This window comes from Thalassotalea sediminis (assembly GCF_030295915.1).
GTDB classification, from domain to species: domain Bacteria; phylum Pseudomonadota; class Gammaproteobacteria; order Enterobacterales; family Alteromonadaceae; genus Thalassotalea_C; species Thalassotalea_C sediminis.
In genome coordinates, this window is the sequence record NZ_AP027361.1 from 829,235 (window position 1) to 849,941 (window position 20,707).

At 39.5% G+C, this 20,707-nt stretch carries 21 protein-coding genes; 17 read left to right on the forward strand and 4 right to left on the reverse strand.

Annotation, left to right across the window (positions count from 1 at the left end; translation table 11 throughout):
• Positions 1–16 precede the first annotated feature (16 nt).
• Positions 17–427 carry a protein YgfX gene (locus tag QUE09_RS17585; protein WP_350226388.1) on the forward strand — a complete coding sequence of 137 codons (411 nt, stop codon included), beginning with the start codon at positions 17–19 and terminating at the stop codon, positions 425–427.
• Here the strand turns inward: QUE09_RS17585 and nadB are convergent.
• Positions 390–1,994: an L-aspartate oxidase gene (gene nadB, locus QUE09_RS03760; protein WP_286234874.1), complete on the reverse strand. Its 1,605-nt coding sequence runs from the start codon at positions 1,992–1,994 to the stop codon at positions 390–392. The genes QUE09_RS17585 and nadB overlap by 38 nt on opposite strands.
• Before the next feature lie 208 nt (positions 1,995–2,202).
• On the opposite strand from nadB, the gene rpoE reads away from it, so the two are divergent.
• The 12 genes from rpoE to QUE09_RS03820 all read left to right on the forward strand — a co-directional run bounded on the left by rpoE (position 2,203) and on the right by QUE09_RS03820 (position 11,506).
• On the forward strand, positions 2,203–2,781 hold the full coding sequence (rpoE, locus tag QUE09_RS03765) for an RNA polymerase sigma factor RpoE (RefSeq protein WP_286234875.1): 579 nt from the start codon (positions 2,203–2,205) through the stop codon (positions 2,779–2,781).
• Positions 2,782–2,807: 26 nt separating this feature from the next.
• Positions 2,808–3,407: a sigma-E factor negative regulatory protein gene (locus tag QUE09_RS03770; protein ID WP_286234876.1), complete on the forward strand. Its 600-nt coding sequence runs from the start codon at positions 2,808–2,810 to the stop codon at positions 3,405–3,407.
• The gene (locus QUE09_RS03775) at positions 3,404–4,375 is read left to right on the forward strand and encodes a MucB/RseB C-terminal domain-containing protein (protein ID WP_286234877.1); all 972 of its coding nucleotides are present in this window, start codon (positions 3,404–3,406) and stop codon (positions 4,373–4,375) included. The genes QUE09_RS03770 and QUE09_RS03775 overlap by 4 nt, the downstream gene beginning before the upstream one ends.
• Complete coding sequence (locus tag QUE09_RS03780) at positions 4,372–4,857, forward strand: SoxR reducing system RseC family protein (RefSeq protein ID WP_286234878.1); 486 nt, start codon at positions 4,372–4,374, stop codon at positions 4,855–4,857. Before QUE09_RS03775 ends, QUE09_RS03780 begins: the two co-directional genes overlap by 4 nt.
• A 117-nt stretch (positions 4,858–4,974) precedes the next feature.
• Positions 4,975–6,765: a translation elongation factor 4 gene (lepA, locus tag QUE09_RS03785; protein ID WP_286234879.1), complete on the forward strand. Its 1,791-nt coding sequence runs from the start codon at positions 4,975–4,977 to the stop codon at positions 6,763–6,765.
• 9 nt (positions 6,766–6,774) lie between these two features.
• Positions 6,775–7,695, forward strand: coding sequence for a signal peptidase I (lepB, locus tag QUE09_RS03790; protein WP_286234880.1), 921 nt, complete (start codon positions 6,775–6,777; stop codon positions 7,693–7,695).
• Positions 7,695–8,408 (forward strand): ribonuclease III, encoded by a 714-nt coding sequence (gene rnc / locus QUE09_RS03795; RefSeq protein WP_286234881.1) that lies wholly within the window; start codon positions 7,695–7,697, stop codon positions 8,406–8,408. The genes lepB and rnc overlap by 1 nt, the downstream gene beginning before the upstream one ends.
• A 1-nt stretch (position 8,409) precedes the next feature.
• Positions 8,410–9,315, forward strand: coding sequence for a GTPase Era (gene era, locus QUE09_RS03800; protein ID WP_286234882.1), 906 nt, complete (start codon positions 8,410–8,412; stop codon positions 9,313–9,315).
• Positions 9,316–9,336: 21 nt separating this feature from the next.
• Positions 9,337–10,023 (forward strand): DNA repair protein RecO, encoded by a 687-nt coding sequence (gene recO / locus QUE09_RS03805; RefSeq protein ID WP_286234883.1) that lies wholly within the window; start codon positions 9,337–9,339, stop codon positions 10,021–10,023.
• A gap of 2 nt (positions 10,024–10,025) precedes the next feature.
• Complete coding sequence (gene pdxJ / locus QUE09_RS03810; protein ID WP_286234884.1) at positions 10,026–10,757, forward strand: pyridoxine 5'-phosphate synthase; 732 nt, start codon at positions 10,026–10,028, stop codon at positions 10,755–10,757.
• Between the two features lie 3 nt (positions 10,758–10,760).
• Positions 10,761–11,141: a holo-ACP synthase gene (gene acpS, locus QUE09_RS03815; protein WP_286234885.1), complete on the forward strand. Its 381-nt coding sequence runs from the start codon at positions 10,761–10,763 to the stop codon at positions 11,139–11,141.
• Positions 11,142–11,257: 116 nt separating this feature from the next.
• A complete protein-coding gene (locus tag QUE09_RS03820; protein WP_286234886.1) occupies positions 11,258–11,506 on the forward strand; it encodes a hypothetical protein in 249 nt (82 codons plus the stop codon).
• A gap of 9 nt (positions 11,507–11,515) precedes the next feature.
• Here the strand turns inward: QUE09_RS03820 and barA are convergent, their stop codons facing one another.
• Positions 11,516–14,383, reverse strand: coding sequence for a two-component sensor histidine kinase BarA (gene barA, locus QUE09_RS03825; protein ID WP_286234887.1), 2,868 nt, complete (start codon positions 14,381–14,383; stop codon positions 11,516–11,518).
• A 170-nt stretch (positions 14,384–14,553) separates the two neighbouring features.
• Here barA and relA point away from each other — a divergent pair, with 170 nt between their 5' ends.
• From relA to QUE09_RS03845, 4 genes are read left to right on the forward strand one after another with little or no spacing between them, the layout of a single operon-like run.
• Positions 14,554–16,749 (forward strand): GTP diphosphokinase, encoded by a 2,196-nt coding sequence (relA, locus tag QUE09_RS03830; RefSeq protein ID WP_286234888.1) that lies wholly within the window; start codon positions 14,554–14,556, stop codon positions 16,747–16,749.
• Position 16,750: 1 nt separating this feature from the next.
• A complete protein-coding gene (mazG, locus tag QUE09_RS03835) occupies positions 16,751–17,557 on the forward strand; it encodes a nucleoside triphosphate pyrophosphohydrolase (RefSeq protein ID WP_286234889.1) in 807 nt (268 codons plus the stop codon).
• A gap of 9 nt (positions 17,558–17,566) precedes the next feature.
• Positions 17,567–18,370 (forward strand): enoyl-CoA hydratase-related protein, encoded by an 804-nt coding sequence (locus tag QUE09_RS03840; protein WP_286234890.1) that lies wholly within the window; start codon positions 17,567–17,569, stop codon positions 18,368–18,370.
• On the forward strand, positions 18,367–19,566 hold the full coding sequence (locus QUE09_RS03845; RefSeq protein WP_286234891.1) for an iron-containing alcohol dehydrogenase: 1,200 nt from the start codon (positions 18,367–18,369) through the stop codon (positions 19,564–19,566). Before QUE09_RS03840 ends, QUE09_RS03845 begins: the two co-directional genes overlap by 4 nt.
• 94 nt (positions 19,567–19,660) lie before the next feature.
• On the opposite strand, the gene QUE09_RS03850 is transcribed toward QUE09_RS03845, so the two are convergent.
• Complete coding sequence (locus tag QUE09_RS03850; protein WP_286234892.1) at positions 19,661–20,392, reverse strand: YebC/PmpR family DNA-binding transcriptional regulator; 732 nt, start codon at positions 20,390–20,392, stop codon at positions 19,661–19,663.
• Between the two features lie 178 nt (positions 20,393–20,570).
• Positions 20,571–20,705: a hypothetical protein gene (locus tag QUE09_RS03855; RefSeq protein WP_286234893.1), complete on the reverse strand. Its 135-nt coding sequence runs from the start codon at positions 20,703–20,705 to the stop codon at positions 20,571–20,573.
• Positions 20,706–20,707: the final 2 nt, after the last annotated feature.

Below are 20,707 nucleotides of genomic sequence, written 5' to 3' on the forward strand. Positions count from 1 at the left end.
TTGCATTAAGCCATCGGTGCTTGCTAGGCAAAGTTGCTTTGTTACCTTTGCTTGCTTGATATTGGTCATTGTATGCCTGTATCAACAACCAAGCGCCGCGTTGTGGCAGTATTGTGCTTTTCTCAGCGCTTTACTTTTCTTGGGTACGCTATCTTTATATCGCTTAAGCTGTCAGCCTTTGATATTTTCATTGGGGCAGAAAGGCGTTGTAGAACTGTTACCTAGTCACTTATACATGCTGACTTCGGGTAGTCGAATTGGTTGGTTTGGTTGCTGGCTTCATTTGTACACCTTAAATAACCAGTCCAATCAAGTGAAACGTTTTTTTATTTTTAAAGATAGTATGAGTAGGCGAGACTATACTCGCCTATGCCGATATATACTTAGGTTTAAACAACAGGGCAGTTTTCAGGATACAATGTCGTGACTTCTGCCGTTGGTAGCATGTTGGGGTAATCAAGCGTATAGTGTAACCCTCTGCTTTCTTTTCGATTCATCGCACATTTAATGATAAGTTCAGCAACTTGAACGAGGTTTCGAAGTTCGAGTAGATTGTTACTAACACGGAAGTGTCGATAGTACTCATCAATTTCTTTTTGCAATAACTCAACCCGGTGCAATGCACGCTCCAAGCGTTTTGTAGTTCGCACGATGCCAACGTAATCCCACATAAATAATCTAAGTTCATGCCAGTTGTGTTGAATCACAACTTCTTCGTCGGAGTCAGTCACACGGCTTTCGTCCCAGAGTGGTAAAGTTAAATAAGGCTGTTGGTGATCTAATGTTAACTCAATATCTTTGGCCGCTGCGCGTGCAAACACGAGACATTCTAAGAGTGAATTACTGGCCATTCTATTGGCACCATGTAAGCCAGTGTATGCTACTTCACCAATTGCATAAAGATTGCCAATATCTGTTTGTCCCTGTTGGTTAATCATGACGCCACCGCATGTATAGTGTGCGGCAGGTACAACAGGGATTGGTTGCTTGGTCATATCAATACCAAGCGACAGTGTTTTCTCGTATATCGTTGGGAAATGTTGTTTTATAAAGGCTGCTGGCTTATGACTTATGTCTAAATACATACAGTCAGCACCTAGCCGTTTCATTTCAAAATCAATTGCTCGTGCGACAATATCACGCGGTGCTAACTCTGCTCGTTCATCAAAGCTTGGCATAAATCGACTACCATCAGGGCGCCTCAATAGTGCTCCTTCGCCTCGCAATGCTTCAGTAATGAGAAAGTTTCCAGCTTCAGGATGGAAAAGACAAGTAGGGTGGAATTGGTTAAATTCCATATTTGCAACTCTGCAACCAGCCCGCCATGCCATTGCAATACCATCGCCGCTAGCAATATCAGGATTAGACGTGTATTGATAAACTTTCGAAGCACCGCCTGTCGCCAGTATAACTTTTTTAGCAAAAATACGTTCAACACTTTCAACATTGCGGTTCCAAACATAGGCACCGATACAGGGCTTAGACTGCTGATGATGATCTCTAACTAAGTCTATGGCGTTGTAACGCTCAAAGACCCTGATTCTACTATGGTGTTTTACACGTTCAATTAACGTGGATTGAATTGCTTGTCCTGTTGCATCGGCTGCATGGAGGATTCTGCGATGGCTATGACCACCTTCTCGTGTTAGGTGATATTTTTTTGTGCCGTTTTCGCTGTCTTCCTGATCGAATGCGACACCTTGTTCAATTAACCACTCTAAACACGCCTTTGCATTTTCTGCAGTATATTGCACGGCCGATTCTTCGCAAAGCCCTGCACCAGCAATAAGCGTATCGGCAACATGGGATTCAATACTGTCGTTTTCGTCAAATACTGCGGCGATACCGCCTTGGGCATAATAAGTCGAGCCCTCATTCATTTTCCCTTTACTGAGCACGACAACATCGGCATTTTGGGCTAAATGTAAGGCAAGAGTTAGACCGGCAGCGCCACTACCGACAATTAAAACGTCACAGTTATGTTGATGATTCATATACGTGATGAACTAAGGTGTTGTATAATGGGGGTGATTTTATCTTGTAATAGATGCTGATAACAACAAATTGACTAGAGTAATTGCTTTTTTTTAAATTAATTTAAAAATAATTAGAACTTTTTACGAATCCCCTAGTCTCACTTGATGCGTTTGTTATGAGCCAGATGTTAATAAATTAAGTTAGTTAGTAGGAGAATTGGCTCGAATGAGCGAACTGAACGTCGACCAAGAATTGGTTGAGCGGGTGCAACGCGGCGATAAAAATGCCTATAACCTGCTAGTAACGAAGTATCAGAATAAAGTAGCAAATTTGGTTTCTCGCTATGTAAGAAATCATAGTGATGTACCTGATATCGTTCAAGAAGCTTTCATTAAAGCTTACCGTGCACTACCTAATTTTAGAGGTGAAAGTGCATTTTATACTTGGTTGTATCGAATTGCAGTAAACTGTGCCAAAAACCATATGGTTGCAAGTGGGCGAAAGCCGCCAGGCACAGATGTTGAAATTGAAGATGCAGAGATATATGATTCAGGTGATGCTTTGAGAGAAAATGCGTCACCTGAAAAACTACTGTTGACCAAAGAAATTAAGAAGGTGGTGTTTAACACCATTGAACAATTGCCAGATGATTTGCGGACAGCTATTAATCTGCGCGAATTAGAAGGGTTAAGTTACGAAGAAATTGCGACGATTATGGAATGTCCTGTTGGCACAGTGCGATCCAGAATATTTAGAGCTCGAGAAGCTGTAGATAAAAAAATACGTCCATTACTTCAACGCTAATAACGATAAGGTTTAAGGTTTTTTTTATGAGTGAAAGCAAATTTGAAACAGTATCTTCACTAGTCGATAATTTTCATCATGAAGATGCAGTTTTAGACGATGTGCTCAAAGATAACGATATGTCAGATACTTGGCAGCGATATCACTTAATCGGCGATGTACTGCGTGATGATGTACCAACATCCATTGATATCGATCTTTCTGACGCGATAACTAACGCAATTGCTGAAGAACCAACCGTATTAGCTCCTGCTACCAAATCGAGTCTTTCCCGTACTGTTAAAGCGAAAGTTGTCACATTATTGAAACCTTTTGGTCAAGTTGCAATTGCTGCATCAGCAGCGGGCTTAATGGTATTAGGTGTGCAAACGAATGTTGCTGATAACGACACAGTTACACCTTATCAAGTTGTTCAAACAGGTTACGCTGTAGGCGGTGTTGCAGAGCCTGTTAGCTTAAACTTTCAACAAAACACGCGGGTTGATAAACAACAGGCTATTGTTGAACAACAACGTCGTTTTCAAGCGTTATTACAAGATCATAAACAACAAATGAAATTTAGTGCCGCTATTGTTACTCCTCAAGATAACGTATCAAAACAAGAGGCTGAAAAACCGGTTAAATGAAATTAGTTAGCTGCATTATTTCACTGGCGTTAATTATAACGCCAGTGAAAGCTCAAGAAACGCAAGAACCATCAACCGCTGAATCTTGGCTTCAACAATTATCTCATTCTTTAAAAACATTAAATTTTGGTACTTCCTTTGTCGTTGTAAAAAATAATCATGCAGAACCATACCATTGGTTTCATGGTGTTACAGAGCATGGAACTGAATTAGAAATTCTATCGCTGCTTAATGGACCGAGAAGGGATGTGCTACGAAAAGGCAATATTGTTAGTTATATTGAGCCTGAATTACCACCTTATTCAGTAAAAACGGAACAAATTACTGGCCCTATTCCTAATGTTTTCAGTGAAGACCTTGTTGCTCTTCAAGCACACTATAATTTTGTGTCAGTGGGCAAAAGCCGGGTACTTGGGCGTGGTGCACAAGTGATCCGTATTGTGCCTAAAGATAATAATAAATATGCATATTGGTTGTGGTTGGATCAACATACTAGCTTATTATTAAAGCTTGCCGTTATTACACGCAAAGGGCAGCAGCTTGAACAGGTTCAGTTTACACATTTAGATATAACTGAATACCCATCGGAAAGTTTGCTGCAATTAGAAAACACAGATTTACCGGAGGTCGTTGATATTCCAGAAGGATATCAACAACAAAAACTTTCGTGGCAGGTAGATTGGTTGCCACAGGGTTTTGAACGAATCAATGCCAATAGGCATCGTATTTTATCTACTAAAGAACCTGTTGAATTTCAGCTCTACAGCGATGGTTTAGCTGAAGTTTCTATTTATGTAACACCGAGTAAAGAGCAACAACGACCTACTGATTACGTTATGGATGGTGCAACAGTCGCCTTGAGTCAAGTTGTAAAAGGGTTGGAAGTAAGCGTTGTTGGCAAAATACCAACGCAAACCGCTAAGCGCATTGCTGATTCTGTGCGTGTGGTGTCAGGAGTGTCACCTTGATAGAAGAGTATGCTCGCGTTATTGCCGTGAATGATGACAATATTGTTGTTCAAACAACGGTAAAGTCTACGTGCAGTGGTTGTGAGCAGTTGGACTCTTGTGGCAGTGGTCAAGTCGCTAAAGCGTTTGGTCAAAAGCATGTGAATTATCAGTTGGCGTTGCCGACGTTGCCCGTAAACGTAGGAGACGAAGTACTTATAGGTTTATCTGAACACGTGCTTCTTTCTGCAGCATGGCAAGTCTATTTATGGCCATTGATCGGACTATTTGTTGCGAGTGTTTTTGGACAATATACATTGGCAGCCTTTGATGTAACCCATGAGTTGTTTTCATTACTATTTGGTTTAGTTGGTGGCTACATAGGTTATAAATGCGCACAATACAAACAAAAACAAGTTGCCAATGACGCAAGGTGGCGTGCACAGTTGTTGCGAGTTGGAAACAAGAATAACAAGGTTTTGCTAAATCAGACAGCGAGCTAACCGACATCAAAATACGATTTTTTAGCCTTATTCCCAACAAAAGATAGCCCCCGAGCGCTAAATTAGATAAAATCTCGCCACTATTATATTGTGAAAGCTGTTTATTAATTTTCTTCTATGAAACATATCCGAAATTTTTCTATCATTGCTCATATTGACCATGGTAAATCTACGTTATCTGATCGATTAATCCAACATTGCGGAGGACTTACTTCTCGTGAAATGGAAGCGCAAGTGCTAGATTCAATGGATCTAGAGCGCGAGCGAGGCATTACGATCAAAGCGCAAAGTGTAACCCTAGACTATAAAGCAAAAGATGGTGAAACCTACCAACTTAACTTTATTGATACGCCAGGACACGTTGATTTTTCATATGAAGTTTCTCGTTCATTAGCTTCTTGTGAAGGAGCATTGTTAGTTGTTGATGCTGGACAAGGAGTTGAAGCACAAACAGTAGCTAACTGTTACACAGCAATTGAAATGGATTTAGAGGTGCTGCCAATCCTCAATAAAATCGATCTGCCACAAGCAGATCCTGATCGTGTTTGTGAAGAAATAGAAGATATCATCGGCATTGATGCAACTGGCGCTGTTGCATGCTCGGCTAAAACCGGCATTGGTATTGAAGATGTTTTAGAGTGTATTGTTGCAAATATCCCTGCACCAGAAGGTGATCCTGATGCCAACCTTCAAGCGTTAATTATTGATTCTTGGTTTGATAACTATCAAGGGGTTGTTTCTCTCGTCCGTGTGATGAACGGTGAAGTACGTAAAGGCGATAAAATGTTGGTAATGTCGACAGGACAGACACATATTATCGATAAAGTAGGTATATTTACACCAAAGCAAACTGAAACAGGCGTGTTGAAAACAGGTGAAGTTGGTTTCATTATTGCGGGTATTAAAGAAATTCATGGAGCACCAGTTGGCGATACAATCACTATCGCTAAAAAAGAAGCAGCCAAGCCTCTTGCTGGTTTTAAGAAAGCACAACCTCAGGTATATGCGGGTATTTTCCCAATTAGTTCAGATGACTATGAAAGTTTTCGAGACGCACTTAATAAATTAAGTTTGAATGATGCCTCTTTGTTTTTTGAACCTGAAAACTCTTCTGCACTTGGCTTTGGTTTCCGTGTTGGCTTTTTAGGTATGTTGCACATGGAAATTATCCAAGAACGCCTAGCACGTGAATATGATTTAGATTTGATCACAACTGCACCGACCGTTAACTACGAAGTAGAAACGACGAAAGGAGAAGTACTTTCTATAGATAATCCGAGTGATTTACCAGCAGTTAATGAAATAGCGGAAATTAGAGAGCCAATTGTACAAGCTAATATTTTGGTTCCTCAAGAGCATTTAGGTAATGTCATCACGTTGTGTATCGAAAAACGTGGTGTTCAAAAAGATATTATATATCACGGTAAACAAGTTGCCGTTACTTATGAATTACCTATGGCAGAAGTCGTCATGGACTTTTTTGATAAATTAAAATCTACGAGTCGTGGTTACGCATCATTGGATTATCATTTTATTCGTTTTGAAGCCTCAGATATGGTGAGAGCAGATGTGATGATTAATGGCGATAGAGTGGATGCGTTGGCGATGATTACCCATCGCTCTAATTCAGTTGCTCGCGGCAGAATGTTGGTGGAAAAATTACGTGAACTTATACATCGACAAATGTTTGATATTGCAATTCAAGCGGCTATTGGTAACAACATTATCGCCCGTACTACGGTGAAACAGTTGCGTAAAAATGTAACGGCGAAGTGTTATGGTGGTGATGTTTCTCGTAAGAAGAAACTACTACAGAAGCAAAAAGAAGGTAAAAAACGCATGAAACAAGTAGGTAACGTGGAAGTGCCTCAAGAAGCGTTTTTAGCAGTCCTTAAACTGGAAAACTAAAGGAAAATTATGGCGGTTTATTTTTCAATATTGTTGGTCATATTAACTGTGGTCACAGGTATTGTTTGGGTGGCTGACAAGTTTTATTGGGCTCCTCAGCGCCGATTAAAACTTACGGCGGCACAAGAGCAATGCGACGGCGAATTAGATGCGGATATCGAGGCAAAAATATTAGAAGCGCCATTTTTTATCGACACACCAGTACAAATTTTTCCGGTTATTGCCTTTGTACTTATTTTACGCTCTTTTTTATATGAGCCGTTTCAGATCCCTTCAGGGTCTATGATGCCAACGTTGCTTGATGGTGATTTCATTCTTGTTAATAAGCATAATTATGGCTTACGTGATCCGGTATTCAGACAAAAGTTTCTAGAAATAGGCGAGCCTGAACGTGGTGACGTGGTTGTGTTTAAATACCCCATTGATACACGTATTGACTATATAAAGCGCGTTATAGGTTTACCTGGTGATCGCATTATTTATCGCAATAAATCGCTTTATATTAAATCGCCATGTACCGATAGTAATCAAGATTGTAAAGAGTTTAAGCAAGTACCTAATACGTTTGTCAGCAATGGGGACTATAATGATGGTGATGTTGAGCTTACACGATATACCTCTGATATGCCGAATAAATCACATGATATTTTAGTGAATAATGTCATTGCGCCTAGAACGGCACATTACTTTAAGCAAAGTGGTACCCAGCGCGACGAATTTGTCGTGCCGAAAGGCCATTACTTTGTAATGGGTGATAATCGTGATAACAGTCTAGATGGAAGGTTTTGGGGCTTTGTGCCAGAAGAAAATCTTGTTGGTGAAGCTATTTTCATTTGGATGAGTTTTGATTTTGAGCGAACGCCAGACGATGTTTTACCAACCTGGATACCAACAGGTATTCGTTTTTCTCGTATAGGTAGCATTAATTAATGGTAAAGAATACGCCACAAGCTATTGCTCAACTTGAAAAACGCTTAGGTTATCAATTCAAGCAACCTCAATTGCTGTTACGAGCACTGACTCATCGCAGTGCGAAAGGGCAACATAATGAGCGTTTAGAGTTTTTAGGTGACTCTATTTTGGGGTTTACTATTGCTCAAGCCTTATATGAAAAGTTCCCCAAGGAAAATGAAGGTGATTTAACACGCATGCGTTCTAGCTTGGTAAAAGGAGTGACACTTGCTGAAATTGGTAGAAACTTCGAGTTAGGACAACATTTGATTCTAGGGCCAGGTGAGTTAAAAAGTGGTGGTCATCGTCGTGAATCAATATTAGAAGATGCGGTAGAGGCGATTATTGGCGCGGTGTTTTTAGATGCTGATATTGATACCTGTAAACAGCTTGTATTGTCTTGGTTTGAACAACGGCTCAATGATATTAAACCTGGGCTTGCTCAAAAAGATCCGAAAACACGTTTACAAGAGTATTTACAAGGGCGAAAAATTGCCTTACCCCTTTATGAAGTGATTAATACATCGGGTCAATCTCATAATCAGGAGTTTACTGTTCGTTGCACAACCGCTGAAATTTCTCAACCAGTGATCACTAAAGGATCTAGTCGACGTAAAGCAGAACAAGCGGCAGCAGAAAAAGTACTGGCATTAATCTTATCAAATAACGGCAAACCGAAGGCGGAGAAATAATATGAGTTCACAACATTGTGGATTGGTTGCCATTGTTGGTAGACCTAATGTTGGTAAATCTACATTACTAAACGCGTTATTAGGGCAAAAAGTCAGTATTACTTCGCGTAAACCACAAACAACAAGGCATAGGATACTCGGTATACTTACCGAAGATGATAATCAAGCGATTCTTGTCGATACACCAGGTTTGCATGCAGAAGAAAAACGTGCGATCAACCGCTTTATGAACCGTGCTGCCAGTAGCTCTATTGCTGAAGTAGAGCTTGTGTTATTTCTCGTTGAAGGAACACACTGGACGCCAGATGACGAATTAGTGCTTAACAAAGTTAAGCATGCCAATGTTCCTTGTATACTGGTTATTAACAAAGTAGATAATGTGCAAGACAAAGAGCATCTCCTACCGCACCTACAAATGTTAGGGGAAAAGCATAGTTTCCAAGATATTATTCCTATCTCGGCAACCAAAGGCGATAATTTAGATAAAATTAAACAATTTTGTTTTTCAGCTTTACCGGAAGGTGAGTTTTGGTTTCCTGAAGATTATATTACAGACCGTTCTAGTCGATTTATGGCGTCAGAAATTATTCGTGAAAAGCTTATGCGCTTTACCGGCGACGAATTACCTTACGCTACTACCGTCGAAATTGAACAGTTTAAAATGGATGATAAAGGTATTTTACACATAAATGCTTTAGTGCTTGTTGAACGTAATAGTCAAAAACGAATGGTCATTGGTAATAAAGGTGAGCGTTTAAAAACCATAGGTAAGGAAGCACGCTTAGATATGGAAACGTTGTTTGGTCGACAAGTGTTTTTAGAAACCTGGGTTAAAGTGAAATCAGGTTGGGCTGACGATGAGCGAGCATTACGTAGCTTAGGCTACGGTGATGATTATTCAGGTTAGGTTTTGATAAGGTGGTGAAATATGCAAGAAATTGAGCAACGCGCTTTTTTATTGCATGCTAGGCCCTACAAAGAACATCAAATTATTGCTGAATTTATTACTGAACAACAAGGAAAAGTGTCAGCAATCACTTATTCAGGACAGTCCACTAAGTCAAATAAAAAAGCATTATTACAGCCTTTTAGTCCATTGATAGTGTCTTTCAAAGGTAAAGCAAATTTAAAAGCGATTTCTTTGTTGGAGGCTGCTGGAAAGTCTTGGCGTTTATCGGGAAATTATTTATATAGTGGTTTTTATTTAAATGAACTACAAAGTAAATTGCTAGACGAATTACTGCCAATACCCACTATTTTTAAACAATACAGTGTCGCGATAGAAGAATTAGCGAATCAGCAATCGATTGAACCAATATTACGTAAATTTGAACGACACTTATTGGATGAACTTGGTTATGGGTTTGACTTTGAACCATTGTTTGAATGCAATACACCTTATTGTCATTATCTACCTGACCAAGGATTTGTCGCAGAACAACAAGGTTGGCATGCAAAGCGATATAATGTTGAACATTTAATTAGTATTGCGCAAAATCAAACGGTTGAAGCGGATGTTATGCAAACCTATAAGGTGTTGATGCGAGAGGTGTTCCACCATTTACTTGATGGCAAAACATTGAACAGCAGAAAGTTATTTATAAAAAGAGATTAAAAATGAAAGATATATTACTTGGCGTTAATGTTGATCATATTGCTACGTTAAGACAAGCGCGTGGTACAAACTACCCTGATCCTGTTCATGCAGCCGCTGTAGCTGAACATGCTGGAGCTGATGGTATTACCATTCATCTCCGTGAAGATCGCCGACATATTGTTGATCGTGATGTCTATTTAATGAAACAAACGTTACAAACACGTATGAATTTAGAAATGGCGGTAACTGATGAAATGCTTGCTATCGCCTGTGAGGTAAAACCAGCCTTCGTATGTTTAGTTCCAGAGAAACGTGAAGAGCTAACAACCGAGGGGGGGCTAGATGTTGCAGGACAAATCGCTAGTATTACTAATGCGGTTTCACGAATGTCAGCTCAAGGCACTCAAACGAGCTTATTTATTGATGCAGATAAAGCACAGATAGACGCAGCAGTAGCAACTAAAGCGCCATATATTGAAATCCATACTGGTCAGTATGCCGAAGCCACTTCAGAAGCTGATCAAGAAAAAGAACTTGCACGATTAATCGAAGGTATTCAATATGCCCATCAACAGGGCTTAAAGGTCAACGCAGGTCATGGGTTAACCTATTTCAATGTCAAACCTATTGCAGCGATCCCTGAAATAATTGAGTTAAATATTGGTCATGCAATTATTGCGCGAGCAGCGATTGACGGATTAGAAAAAGCGGTACGTGACATGAAACGGCTTATGTTAGAAGCGAGAGCTTAGATAATGTCTGTGGTTGGGGTTGGTACTGACATTGTTGAAGTTGATCGGTTAACAAACATGTCAGCCAACATGCTCGAAAAGCTGGCGTTAAGAGTGTTAACACCCAGAGAATACCAACATTATCTCTCGTTGAAATTTCCATTACCGTTTTTGGCGAAACGTTGGGCTGGGAAAGAGGCTGCTGCTAAAGCCATTGGTACTGGTATTGCTGATGGTGTCTCTTTTCAGCATTTTGATATTGTATCGCTCCAAACAGGCCAACCTGCATTAGAGCTATCTAATGTTGCTTTATTAAAAGCACAGGCTTTGGGGGCAAAAACGTGGCATATATCACTTGCCGACGAAGCCAGATACGCCACTGCTTTTGTTGTATTATCGCGTTAAATACCTGCGTTGTTAAACGCAATACCTAATTTATTTAACGTATAAACTGGTCAAACAGTTTGTTTATCGTCTATACTGGTATAAATTGTGTTTAAAATTTGTTCAGTAGGTGTGTTATGCAGTCACTTAAACAGCCAATAGTCGACAGGCGTCGGGAGCCTCCCGAGCAATCTGTCTGGTGGACGAAACTCTCACTAGCACAAAAGTTTTCGGCAAGTAGCTTAGGTAAGTTTGGTTATGAGCTTGCGTTTGTTCGAAACGAAAATGGTCATAGCTTAGCGGTATTAACTTGTAATGGTGGCTTGGCCGTCGTAAACGAGGAGGGCGACATTAATACATCGCCTGATATTCAATTGCGAGATTAAACCTGTTGTTTAATCTTTCTCTGTGTTTGACATCATTTCTATTTCATTGAAAGCTTTATCAGCAAAGCTTAAGATACGATCGAGATGTTCAAAAAACTCAAAAAACTCAGGTTCCAGCTCATCAATACCAGCACCTTTTTTTAGCTCAGTCTCAATTTGATGTACCATTTTACCGAGATCTGGTACACCTGAATAACAACACGCACCATTCAATTTATGAATCAGTATTTTTAAATGTTCGAGATCTTGTGACGTTATCGCTTCTGTGACATTAAGTTTTACCTCCGGCAAGCTTTCTACTAAGCCGGTGAGCATGTCTTTAGCGAGTTTACGTTTTCTACCTGCACGTTTTAATGCCAATGGCCAATTAATAACGGTAGAAGTGGTAATTTCAGGTTCGGCTGACTCCTTAGAGGGGGAAGATGAAACAACGTTCGCCACATCGCCTGACTTTTCCTGCGGTAGTTCAGCGTTTAATAATTTTACCCGCGATGCTTGAGCACCTAATAAATCTAGATCGCAATATTCATAGATAGTATGACGTAGCATGGTTTCGTCAATTGGCTTAGTCATATAAGAGTTAAAGCCTTCTTTGAGTAGCTTATCTTTTTCATCGCTTAATGCATGCGCTGTTACCGCGATGATAGGTGTTTGATCATTAAAGGTATTACTCTTGATGTGTTTTAAGGCACTAATTCCATCCATTACTGGCATCTGTATATCCATAAAAATAAGTGCAAATTTTTCATTCTTACAAATATCTACAGCTTCTTGCCCGTTGACCGCGGTAATCACTTCACTGACCTGCTCTAATAATAGTGCATTGATTAATTTAAGATTAGCATCGTTATCGTCAACAGCGAGTACCTTTATGGGAACCTTGTTTTCAAGTACCTCTGTTAAAGAATTAGCAAAGTCAAAGTGTTGCGGTATTAGCGATTTACATAACTTTTCAGGTGTTAATGGCTTACTCAAACAACTTTTTGCGCCAAGTACAATCAACGCCTCTTGTAAATTTGGCGAGTTACTATTGATTGCAAGGTGAATCGAAGGAATATGTGCTTTAAGGGAAACAATAAGCTGTTTTAATTCATTAATCGCAGTAGGCGTTACATCATGACCAATCAAAGCAAAGTCGAACGTTTCTTTACGTGCGAGAGCCGCTGTAATTTGTTGTAAGCTTTCTACAGGGGTCACATGCATATGCCAGCTTTCAAGGATTTCACTGTTTGCAATTCGGCTATGAGTATGAGGCTCTAAGTAAAGTATACGTTTATTTTTTAATGCGGGAGGGTTGAGTAATGCATCATCGGGAATTGGATTAATTTCGCATTGAAAGGTAAACCAAAAGGTTGAGCCGTTTTGTTCGTTACTAATAAAGCCTATGTCGCCTTTCATCTCTTTGACTAGGCGTTGCGATATGACGAGACCAAGCCCCGTGCCACCATATAAGCGAGTCACACTTTGATCTGCTTGGCCAAATGCTTCAAATATTGACGCCTGTTGCTCTGCGTTTATGCCAATACCAGTATCATTAACGGTGATTTTTAAGATCGCAATACTGTCATCTTTATGTTCGCAATCAATATCAATATTAACCGATCCTTTATCTGTGAACTTAATTGCATTATTTGCAAGGTTGATCAGTATTTGCTTAATACGCATTGCATCACCAATCAGTGAATCTGGTAAGTTAGGTACAACACGTAAAGATAATTCAATGTTTTTGCTGTGAGCACTTGGCGCTAATAAAACGATGGTCTCTTCAACCGTTTCGCGCATTGAAAATGGAATTTTTTCGATAACCATTTTACCCGCATCAAGCTTAGAAAAGTCGAGTATGTCATTAATAATTGCGAGAAGGTTGGCAGCAGAGCGTTCTATGGTTTGTAAATAATCTCGCTGCGTGTCGGATAACGGCGTTTTCAATACTTGACGTGTAAAACCAATAACACCATTTAATGGTGTTCTGAGCTCATGACTCATGTTTGCTAAAAACTCAGATTTTACTTTATTAGCGTCTTGAGCTTTGCGTTTGGCTATATCTAACTCAACATTTTGAATTTCGAATTGCTCTAGGCTTTCACGTAAATCTAATGTTGCTTGATCTATACTACGCTGCATTTCTTCTTGATAATCACCTAATGATTGCGCCATGGCGTTGACACCATTTTTAAGAAAGTTTAACTCCCCTATAAGTTGTCCTGTAACACGACTTTCAAGTTTACCCTCTCTAATACGATCAACAGCTTGTACCATAGATGTAATTGGTCGAGTGACGTTTTTAATTAGCCTTAATGACAACAAACCACTTATAAATGCGCCAACAAGTGCGATAGAGAAGGCAATGATAAATTGATTTTGTTGAGCTAATTGAATACTGTTTTTGTCAATCTGTACTGCAACATAGCCAACGGTTACTTGCTGAAGGTTGTTGTTAGCAATAATCTGCGTACTACTTTTCTCGTCTATTACTGGAGTGCGTAGAATTAAATGATCATTTTGATGAATAAATTGCGTAGTTAATGGAATTTGTTCACCGGCTGAAATCCGCATTAATTCAGTATCTCCATGATAAGCACTCGTTACAAAAACTTGGTTATCTTTGGTAAATATGGTGATACTTTTGACCAGTTCTGATTGGCTACGATGGGCAAAATTAATAAGCTCTCGTAAACTATCTCGCTCTTTTTCTTGTAAGCTTCTGGTTGCTGAAATAGCAATTGGTTCAATTATGCTACGTGCACGATTTTCAAGGTAATCATTTAAGTTTGTATAACTTGAATAGGAAAAATAACTTGCAATAAACAACCCAATTAAGGTGGTTGGTACGATAGTGAGTAGGATAACCCAGTCTTTAAGACTCAATTTTTGCATAAGTTATTAACTGTTAAACCGATTACGTAAGGTAATAATTTGTCTGTATTCTTTCACACATTCTGTGCAATTTTTTGTATCATGGCATAGTCAACAAACAATTTCATCAGCTAAATAAACAGCGCTGATGCGAAATTGTAAGTTTAAACGCCTAAAAGTATGGAAGTAACATGGTTTCGGTTCGCAAATCACATCAAATGACACAAACTAGCTTTACACAATGGCTAGATACATTAGAGCTTAGTCAAGATAAAAAGGATGAGCTTGTCGCATTATGGCAGCAATTTTCGACATTATTTGCTGATCATCAAGAATGTGAAACTAAAGCACTAGAAATGGTTGAGATCCTTGCCAGCCTCAATTTAGATAAAGATTCATTATGTGCAGCGATTATTATTCCTTTAATTGAGTATAACTTGTTGCCTTTGTCTGATGTGCAAGAGAAGTTTAGTCAAAGTATTTATTTGTTGTGTAAAGGTGTCGCACAAATGGATGCTATTAAAACATTACAGCAAACTCAATCGAATAAAGTATCTGTTAATCAAGTAGATAATATTCGTCGTATGTTATTAGCGATGGTCGAAGATGTTCGAGCGGTTGTGATTAAACTTGCAGAGCGATTAGTTTTTTTAAGACTTGTTAAAAATGCAGATGAAGAAACGAGAGTGTTAGCGGCGAAAGAAACAGAAAATATTTATGCGCCATTGGCAAACCGTCTGGGTATCGGGCAATTAAAGTGGGAATTAGAGGATATATCGTTTAGGTATTTACACCCAAATACTTACATGAAAATAGCAAAGTTACTTGACGAAAAGCGTTTAGATCGTGAGCAATACATGGCTGATTTTGTTGATGGATTGTCTACAAAAATTTGTAATGCTGGTATTAATGGCGAAGTTTATGGCAGGCCAAAGCACATTTATAGCATTTGGAAAAAAATGCAGAAAAAGTCGTTAGACTTTGATCAACTTTTTGATGTTAGAGCGGTTAGAATTATCGTTGAAAAACTGCAAGACTGCTACGGTGCATTAGGTATTGTGCATACAAGTTGGAAGCATTTACCAAATGAATTCGATGACTATGTTGCAACCCCGAAAGCTAACGGTTATCAATCTATACATACCGTTGTTTATGGTCCTGAAGGGAAAACTGTTGAAATTCAGATCAGAACTAAGCAAATGCACGATGATGCTGAATTAGGTGTTGCTGCGCATTGGCGCTATAAGGAAGGCACGGCGTCAGGTAAAGCCAGTGGTTTTGACGAAAAGGTCAGTTGGTTACGTAAAATTTTGCAGTGGCAAGAAGATGTTACTGAAAGTGGTGAACTTATAGATGAGCTGCGTAGCCAAGTCTTTGAAGATAGAATTTACGTATTTACGCCTAATGGTGATGTGATCGACTTACCAACAGGTGCGACGCCATTAGATTTTGCCTATTATATTCACTCAAATGTAGGCCATTGTTGTATCGGTGCAAAAGTATTTGGCCGTATTGTGCCATTTACTCATCAATTACACACGGGTGACCAAGTGGAAATTTTAACCAGTAAAACGCCTAATCCAAGTCGCGACTGGTTAAACCCAACATTGAACTACATACATACACCACGGGCACGCGCCAAGGTACAACACTTTTTTAAGTTACAAGATCGTGATAAGCATATTAGTCTTGGAAAAGAACAGCTAGAGGCTGAGTTGGCTAAATATTCGTTTGAAAAAGTAGATTTATCTGCTGTATGTCAGCGATATAATGTTAACAATGCTGATGATCTTTATGCCGCGATTGGCTCGGGTAACGCGAAATTACAACAAGTTGTTAATTTTTTACTAGCGCAAGAAGAAAAAACAAAGCCTGTAACTGAGATAGATCCACAATCGTTGGTAAAACAGGGAACAGCGCAGCATCAACAAAAGTCAGATAGTAGTGGTGTTACTGTTTCTGGTGTCGGAAATTTATTAACACATATGGCAAAATGTTGTCAGCCTGTGCCTGGTGATGAAATTGCTGGTTTTATTACACAGGGACGCGGGATATCGGTACATCGCCATGATTGTGAACAACTCAACCATCTGCTAACACTGCAACCAGAAAGAGAAGTTGAAGTGCAGTGGGGAGAAAAAGATTCAAATTCTTACCAAGTATCTTTGCTAGTTACTGCATATGATAGACAAGGTTTGCTTCGAGATGTATCTACCATTATATCGAATGAAAGGATCTTAATTGTAGGTATTGAATCGAATTCAGATCGTAATGCTCATACAACGACAATGACGATTCAATTAGAAATATCACATCAAGAGAGGCTGCAAAAATTGATCAGTAAGTTTTCTCAGTTGGATGACGTTATTGAAGTAAAGAGAAAATAACATGATAAATGATAAACCCTCCATCGAAAAGCTGCGTTGGATTATGGCGCAGTTACGAAACCCTGAAACGGGTTGCCCGTGGGATATAAAACAAACATACGCATCAATCGTACCTCATACCATTGAAGAGGCATATGAAGTGGCAGATGCAATTGCTCAGCAGGATTACCAAGAGCTAGAAAAAGAACTAGGCGATTTACTTTTCCAAGTTATCTTTTACGCGCAACTTGGTGAAGAAGAAAGACGATTTGATTTTGACACAGTGCTTGCTGCGATATGTGAAAAACTGATCCGCAGGCATCCCCATGTGTTTGATAATGCGGCCTTGGTAACGGATGAAGAGATTAAAAGGAACTGGGAACAAGAGAAAGCTAAAGAACGTGCTGAAAAAAATAATGCAGACAATTTAAGCATACTCGCTGATATTCCAAACGCATTACCTGCTTTGTCACAAGCGGCAAAAATTCAAAAACGCTGTTCGCACGTGGGGTTTGATTGGCCTAATATCAACCAAGTAATGGATAAAGTAGAAGAAGAAATTCAAGAAGTCAAAGATGAACTGCAAGGGTCTGGTGACGGCCTCGCAGAAGAGTTAGGTGATTTAATGTTTGCTGTGGTTAACCTTTGTCGCCATGCTAAACAAGATCCTGAAGACTTATTACGACAGGCAAATCGAAAGTTTACTCGCCGTTTTCAATCTGTGGAACAGCAAGTTAATCATTCCAATAAACCTTTTACTGAACATGACTTACTTGAACTAGAACACTACTGGCAGCAGGCAAAAAAGCAAGAAAAAACCATTAAATAAGGAAGGACCATGCAAAAGCCAACTCTTACCGATTGTTCATTAACATGCAAAGGTGGCGTTGCGATATTAACGTTTGACCGCCACGACGTACGCAACGCCTTAACGGGTACGGCAATTGCCGATGACATTGTTGCCGTTGTCGAGTGGGTTAATCAAGACGCTGATGTAGCGGTATTAATTATCACAGGAGAGGGGTCCGCATTTTCGGCAGGTGGTAACATTAAGGATATGTTAGACAAACATGGTGACTTTGCTGGTGATGTTGAAACATTGGAGCAGCGTTATCGTCAAGGTATTCAACGTATTCCTAAAGTACTCTATCGTTGTGAGGTACCTGTTATTGCCGCGGTAAATGGACCTGCAATTGGTGCTGGTTTTGATATTGCTAATATGTGTGATATTCGTATAGCGAGTGATAAAGCAAAGTTTGGGGAAACATTTATTAATTTGGGTATTATTCCTGGAGACGGTGGCGCGTGGTTTATGCAACGATTAATTGGTTATCAGCAAGCCGCACACTTAACTTTTACTGGTGAAGTCATTGATGCTTACAAAGCAAAAGAATTGGGGATTGTATTATCTGTAGTACCTAATGATGAATTACAGCGTGAGGCATTAAAACTAGCAACAGAAATGGCTGCCAAACCGACACATGCGTTACGCATGAGTAAACGATTAATGCAAATGGCACAGAGAACAGAATTAAATGACTTTCTTGATGTTTGCGCGACTTTTCAAGGTATTTGCCATAATAATCCAGAACATATCGATGCGGTTAAGGCATTAATCGATAAGTTGGCGAAAAAATCATGATTTCTTGGTTACACCATCTAGTCATTTATGTACGAAAATATGTTAATAAACTGATACATATCCCATTGCCTGCGTTAGTAACAGGATCAAATCATCTTGAAGACGTGCCTGAATTATTGCAAAGGCACGGCAAGTCATGCGTTTTTATTGCCACAGACAAAGGGTTAATGCAATTAGGGTTGATTAAGCCGTTACTGCATTTACTTGAAGAGAAAGGGATCAAATTCTACGTCTTTGATGGTATTACACCCGATCCAACGATAGAGGTTATTGAGCAGGGGCGTTGTTACTTTACTGAAAACCAATGTGATGCCATCGTCGCACTCGGTGGTGGTTCAGTTATTGATTGTGCCAAAGGGGTTGCAGCTAGCGTGACTAAAAACAAGTCAATTGCCTCTCTTGCGGGACTGTTTCGTGTGCGAAAAAGGTTACCGTATTTTATCGCTATTCCAACAACGGCAGGTACGGGGTCAGAAACAACACTTGTCGCAGTGGTTACGAATAGTCAACAGCAACAAAAATTTACGGTTATTGATCCTTGTTTAGTTCCTGCCGTCGCGTTACTTGATCCTGCGTTAACAATTGGATTACCGCGTCAAATAACGGCAGAAACAGGCATTGATGCACTAACTCATGCGATAGAATCTTATATTAGTAAACACGCAACAACGCTGACACGGCAATATGGTTTAAATGCAATGCAGAGGATTTTTTCTGCTTTGCCAAGTGCTTATGACGACGGCAGTAATGTAGCTGCACGCAATGAAATGTTACTTGCCAGCTATTATGCGGGTGCCGCGTTTACCAGAGCATCAATCGGTTATGTACACGCTATGGCACATCAACTTGGCGCGATTTATCACATTCCGCATGGTAGAGCGAATGCTGTATTATTGCCACATATTCTCGAGTTCTCTAAAAACAAGGTCATTGATAAATATGCTGAGCTTGCTGTTTTATTAGGGTTTATTGATAAAGAGGAAAGCCAACCAGTACAAGCACAAGCATTCTTGGGGCGTGTCAAAACCTTACTTGAACAGATAAATATTCCACAATATTTTGAACAACTTCAGCCGCGAGATATTCCTAATATAGCGACAAGAGCAATAAAAGAGGCCTATTGTGAATATCCGGTTCCGAAAATGATGAGCGAGGCTCAATGTCAGGCGATTTTGCATAAGGTTAGTAAAGTTTAAAAGATTATTATGTTCTATAAGAATACATTGATTAGCGATTAACCAGACAAAAATAAAGCGCCGTATAAGCGCTTTATTTTTTACCTGTCGGAACTTATGCTTCCGATGGCAAATCTGCATTGTGATATACTTGTTGTACGTCGTCACAGTCTTCTAACATTGCCATAAACTTTTTAAAATTAGCAATGTCGTCTTCTTCGGTTATATCAACATATGTTTGTGGAACCCAAGAAATCTCTTCAACCTCTAAATTATATTCCGGCATTGAATCTGCAAATGCGGTTTTAATTTTATAGAATTCCGTATGAGGTGCGTAAACAGTTATTACTCCGTCTTCTAGCTCAACATCGGTAACGTCAATATCAGCCATCATTAAGTTTTCTAATACAACTTCATCATCATCGCCCTTGAAAGCAAATACAGCTTGATGGTCAAACATGTGAGAAACTGTACCCGTTGAACCGATTTTTGCGTTTGTTTTTGTAAAACATTGGCGTACATCTTTTATTGTACGGTTACCATTGTCGGTTAGACAATCGATAATCACCATGCAATTTCCAGGGCCAAAGCCTTCGTAACGTGCTTCAGAGTAGTCTTCTCCGCCTGCACCATTAGCTTTATCGATTGCCTTTTCAATAACATGTGTAGGAACTTGGTCTTTTTTGGCTTTTTCAATTAGACTACGAAGTGCTAAATTGCCATCAGGGTCAGCTCCACCGCTTTTTGCAGTAGCGTAAATTGCTTTACCATATTTAGAATAAACTTTGGTTTTTTGTCCGGCTGTTTTCGCCATAGACTCTTTACGGTTTTGAAACGCTCTACCCATCTTTAATCGATCTCATCAAGTCATAAAATGCGTAGATTCTAGCAAGCTATGCCCATGCTTTCTAGTAGGTAGAGGATGTTGGTGGTAAATAAATATACAGTGATGAGTGAGGAAATAAAAGATGACGAGAATTTAATCATTATTCTCGCCGAATTAGGTCATTTTTGGCATAATTTAACTACTGTTGCTGTCGTCGATTAATCATATCTTGTTGTCTTAATACGTTGATATCCCATTGCGCGAGGTTTAAATGTTTCAACTGATGAAACAGCAAAGTGTGTTTTAATAGATATTCAGAGATTACATTTTTCATGT